This window comes from Micromonospora deserti, from assembly GCF_003236335.1.
GTDB classification, from domain to species: domain Bacteria; phylum Actinomycetota; class Actinomycetes; order Mycobacteriales; family Micromonosporaceae; genus Micromonospora; species Micromonospora deserti.
Genome location: NZ_POUB01000380.1, coordinates 1 through 4,514, shown reverse-complemented (window position 1 = coordinate 4,514; position 4,514 = coordinate 1). Strand labels below are relative to the sequence as shown.

Annotated in this window: 2 protein-coding genes and 2 pseudogenes; 1 reads left to right on the top strand and 3 read right to left on the bottom strand. The window is 74.3% G+C overall.

Translation table 11 applies throughout. From position 1 onward, the window contains the following. The 3 genes and pseudogenes from C1I99_RS29630 to C1I99_RS29620 form a co-directional block, all read right to left on the bottom strand. Nucleotides 1-1,039 (bottom strand): annotated as a pseudogene (locus C1I99_RS29630) (ribonuclease E/G); the annotation flags it as partial. 132 nt (nucleotides 1,040-1,171) lie between these two features. Beyond that, a complete protein-coding gene (locus C1I99_RS29625) occupies nucleotides 1,172-1,891 on the bottom strand; it encodes a TIGR03936 family radical SAM-associated protein (RefSeq protein ID WP_111137482.1) in 720 nt (239 codons plus the stop codon). A 184-nt stretch (nucleotides 1,892-2,075) separates the two neighbouring features. Then, nucleotides 2,076-4,061 carry a TIGR03960 family B12-binding radical SAM protein gene (locus tag C1I99_RS29620; RefSeq protein WP_111137481.1) on the bottom strand — a complete coding sequence of 662 codons (1,986 nt, stop codon included), beginning with the start codon at nucleotides 4,059-4,061 and terminating at the stop codon, nucleotides 2,076-2,078. A 187-nt stretch (nucleotides 4,062-4,248) separates the two neighbouring features. Between C1I99_RS29620 and C1I99_RS29615 the strand changes: the two are divergent. Beyond that, a pseudogene (locus tag C1I99_RS29615) lies at nucleotides 4,249-4,514 on the top strand (hypothetical protein); the annotation flags it as partial.

Genomic DNA, 4,514 nt, shown 5'->3' with positions numbered 1-4,514 from the left:
CCACGCCGCCCTTGCCCCGGCCCCGGCCCCGGCGACCCCGCCGACGGCGCCGGCGGGCGGCCGCGGTCTCCTCGTCCTCGTCCTCGGCGGCCTCCTCGGCCTCCTCGGTCGGCTCCTCCTCGGCCTCCGCGACCTCGACCGGCTCCACCTCGCGGCGGGCGCGCCGGCGGCGGCGCGCAGGCTCGGCCTGCTCCTCGGCGGCGGGCTCCTCCGCGGCCGGCGCGGGCGCGGCGGCCGGGGTGACCGGGATCTGCTCCGGCTGCGGGGCCATGAACAGCACGGTGGGCGCGGAGAGCGCGGCCCGCCGGCGGCGGGCCCTCGGCTCCGGCGCGGCAGTCTCGGCCGTCTCGTCGGCGGGCGGGGTCACCGCCGCACCGGGCGGCACCTCCCCGGACCGGCTCTGCGCCGCGCTGCCGGCGGCGGGCTGGGCGGCGGCGCCGAACGCGGTGCCCGCCTCGGGCGCCGCGCCGGCCGCCGGCTGCCCGGCGGCGCCGGCCTCGTCGCGGCTGGCGGCCGGGGTGGGCTCGGCGACGTCGGCCGGCGTCTCCGCGGCCGGTTCGGCCGCCGCGGGCGCGGCCTTCTTCCGCCGGGTACGGGTCACCTTGACCGGCGGCACGACCTCGGCACCGGCCTCCTCGGCCCCGGCCGCGACCAGCGGCTCCTCGGTGGCCTTCTCGGCGCTGGTCGCCTTGCGGCGGCGGCGCGGGGTCTTCGGGGCGGCGTCGAGGTCGCCGGAGACCGGGGCGAGCACCTCCGCCTGGGGCGCCTCGCCGCTACCCGGGGCCAGGGCGGTGGACGCCTCGACCGGCGCCTCGGTCTGCTCCGGCTGGTTGAGCGGGGCGGCCCGGCGGCGAGTGGCCCGCCGCCGGACCGGGGCGGCGGGTCCCTCGGCGGCGGTGCTGCCCGCCTCCGGCGCGCCGGTCGCGCCCTGCGCAGCGGGGCTGTGCTCGGCGGTCGCGCCGCCGGTGCTGGTGTCGACGGTCTCGCCGGCCGGCTGTGAACCGGCCCGTTCGCCGCCCTTTGGCTCGTTCTCGAGCATGGACGTTCTCCAGTTCTGGCTGCCCCGGGCGCGGGTGAGCGCTGCCACGCAGGGTCGCCGCAAAAGGTGTTTCCGCCGGCCGCACGAGTCGCGCGCCCGCCGAAGTCTGCCTGCCTGAGCGCTGACCGTGGGTCAGCGCTCGCCGATGGTTGCCCCGTCGCGGTCCGCCTCCAACGGATCCGCGATCGCACCCTGCGCGGTCAGCATGCCCTGAGCCAGCCGGATCACCCTCGGCGACACCGGCGGCTCCAGGTCGGCCACCACGCGGAGGCCGGAAAGGACGTCATCGGGCCGTACGGACGGGGTGACCTGCCGCACGACCACTTCGAGTATCGCACACGGTACGGCCGGGGCCCCGGAAGGCGTCTCCGTCGGCCGCACCAGATCGATGCTGATGACCGCGGCGCGGGCGTCGAAGGTGCGCCGGCCCTGCTTGGTCATGCGTTCGACCAGCACCTCGTCGGCGGCGGTGAAGGCGCTCACGGCGGCCGCCAGCGCCGCCGGCTCGACCTCGGGCAGCTCGATCCGCCATCGGGACGCCTCGATCCGGTCGGCCAGGCTCCCCCCGTCGGCCACCACCGCGTCCAGCACGTCGAGCCCGGGCGAGAGCGCGGCGTCCAGCGCGGCGCACAGTTCCTGCGGGTCGACCGCCTCGCGGAGCCCGATCTCCAGGTACTCCGCCTCGCTCGCCACTCCGGTGGGGGCGGCGCTGGCGTACGAGATCTTGGGGTGTGGGGTGAATCCCTGGGAGAAGGCGATCGGCACGCCGGCCCGGCGTAGCGCCCGCTCGAACGCGCGGGCGAAGTCCCGGTGCGAGGTGAACCGCAGCGGCCCGCGCTTGGCGTAGCGGATCCGGACGCGCTGGACGACCGGCGCCTGCCCGCCCTCGGGCTGTGGTTTCTTACTGATCGTCGTGCTCCTCGTTCGGTCAGTACTCGTTGATCATGAAGTCATTGTCGGCGACACGCCGTGGCGGTGACAACAACTTCATGATCAACCAGGTGGGCCCGCTCGGACCGTCAGCCAGAGACGGCGGTCACTGCCGCGCGGGAGTGGACCGCTTCAGGCCGCCGACCGGGGTGAGCGGGAGCAGCTTCTTCCCGGTCGGGCCGATCTGGATCTCGGTATCCATGGCGGGGCAGACGCCGCAGTCGAAGCACGGGGTCCACCGGCAGTCGTCCTGCTCGTACTCGCTCAGCGCGTCCTGCCAGTCCTGCCAGAGCCACTCCTTGTCCAGGCCGGAGTCCAGGTGGTCCCAGGGCAGGACCTCCAACTCGTCGCGTTCCCGGGTGGTGTACCAGTCCAGGTCGACGCCGAACGCGGGCAGCACCTCGGCCGCCGCGTCCACCCAGCGCCGGTAGGAGAAGTGCTCGCTCCAACCGTCGAACCGGCCGCCGTTCTCCCACACCTTGCGGATCACCGCGCCGACCCGCCGGTCACCCCGGCTGAGCAGGCCCTCGATCAGCGACGGCTCGCCGTCGTGGTAGCGGAAGCCGATCGCCCGGCCCAGCGAACGGTCCGAGTTGATCGCCTGCTTCAGCAGCTTGAGCCGGTTGTCGATCACCTCCGGCCGCTCCATCGCGGCCCACTGGAACGGGGTGTGCGGCTTCGGCACGAAACCGCCGATCGAGACCGTGCAGCGGATGTCCTTCGAGCCGGTGGCGGCCCGGCCGGCCTTGATGACCTCGTGCGCCATCCGGGCGATCTGGAGCACGTCGTCGTCGGTCTCGGTGGGCAGGCCGCACATGAAGTAGAGCTTCACCTGCCGCCAGCCGTTGGTGTACGCGGTGACGACGGTGCGGATGAGGTCCTCCTCCGACACCATCTTGTTGATCACCTTGCGGATCCGCTCCGACCCGCCCTCCGGGGCGAAGGTCAGGCCGGTCCGCCGCCCGTTGCGGGACAGTTCCCGGGCCAGCTCGATGTTGAACGCGTCCACCCGGGTGGACGGCAGCGACAGCGAGACGTTGGTGCCCTCGTACTGCTGGGCCAGGCCGGAGCACATGTCGCCGATCTCGGAGTGGTCGGCCGACGACAGCGACAGCAGACCCACCTCGTGGAACCCGGAGAACTCCAGCCCCTGCTGCACCATCTGCCCCACAGTGGTGATGGAGCGCTCGCGGACGGGCCGGGTGATCATGCCGGCCTGGCAGAACCGGCAGCCCCGGGTGCAACCCCGGAAGATCTCCACCGCGTACCGCTCGTGCACCGTCTCGGCCAGCGGCACCAGCGGCTTCTTCGGGTACGGCCAGGCGTCCAGGTCCATCGTCGTACGCTTGTGCACCCGGAACGGCACGTCCGCCCGGTTCGGCACCACCCGCTGGATCCGCCCGTCGGGCAGGTAGTCCACGTCGTAGAAGCGCGGCACGTAGACGCTCTCCGTGCGGGCCAGCCGCAGCAGCAGCTCGTCGCGTCCACCCGGGGAGCCCTCGGCCTCCCACTCCCGGACGATCGCGGTGATCTCCAGGACCGCCTCCTCGCCGTCGCCGAGCACGGCGGCGTCGATGAAGTCGGCGATCGGCTCCGGGTTGAACGCGGCGTGCCCACCGGCCACGATCACCGGGTCGGCGTCGGTGCGATCGGCGGCGAGCAGCGGGATGCCGGCCAGGTCGATCGCGGCGAGCAGGTTGGTGTAGCCCAGCTCGGTGGCGAACGACACGCCGAACAGGTCGAAATCGCGCACCGAGCGGTGCGCGTCAACGGTGAACTGCGGCACGCCGTGGGCGCGCATCAGCTTTTCCAGGTCCGGCCAGACGGCGTAGGTGCGCTCGGCGAGCACCTCGGGCAGCTCGTTGAGGACCTCGTAGAGGATCTGCACACCCTGGTTGGGCAGGCCGACCTCGTAGGCGTCGGGGTACATCAACGCCCAGCGCACGGTCGCCGCGTCCCACTCCTTGACCACCGCACCCAACTCGCCACCGACGTACTGGATGGGCTTGGTCACCTGGGGCAGCAACGGCTCCAGGCGGGGCCAGACGGAGTTGGCCGCGACGGGGCGCGGCGTGGTGGACGGGACGCTCATGATGCCCAAGGGTACGCGTCCCGCCGGCGACCGCCGCGCGGACGCCGCCGCGCCGCGCCGCCCGTCGGGAGTTAGGCGGCGGGCCACCGGCGCGACGGGGGCGGACAGCCGGCCGGAGGGCGGGCGGGATCGCAGGCGGTGGCAGGCCGGTACTAACCTCGGTTCGGCCCGAGAGGAGATTGCCGCGATGCCGCAGCCGCAGCCGGAAGCCGACCGGCCGGCCGACGGGAGCACGCCGGACCCGCACCGGGACCGGGATCCGGCGGTCACCGAGGAGCCGACTCCCTCCCCCGTACCGCCGGTGGACGAGCCGGCGACCGTCCCGGGCTCGCCCGGCCCGACCGACGCGACCGACGACGCCGCGAGCCCGCCCGACGCGACCGACGACGCCCGCGCCTCGCAGGACGCCACCGGCGACGTCCCGGCCCCGCGCGACGCGCCCGCCCGTGGACC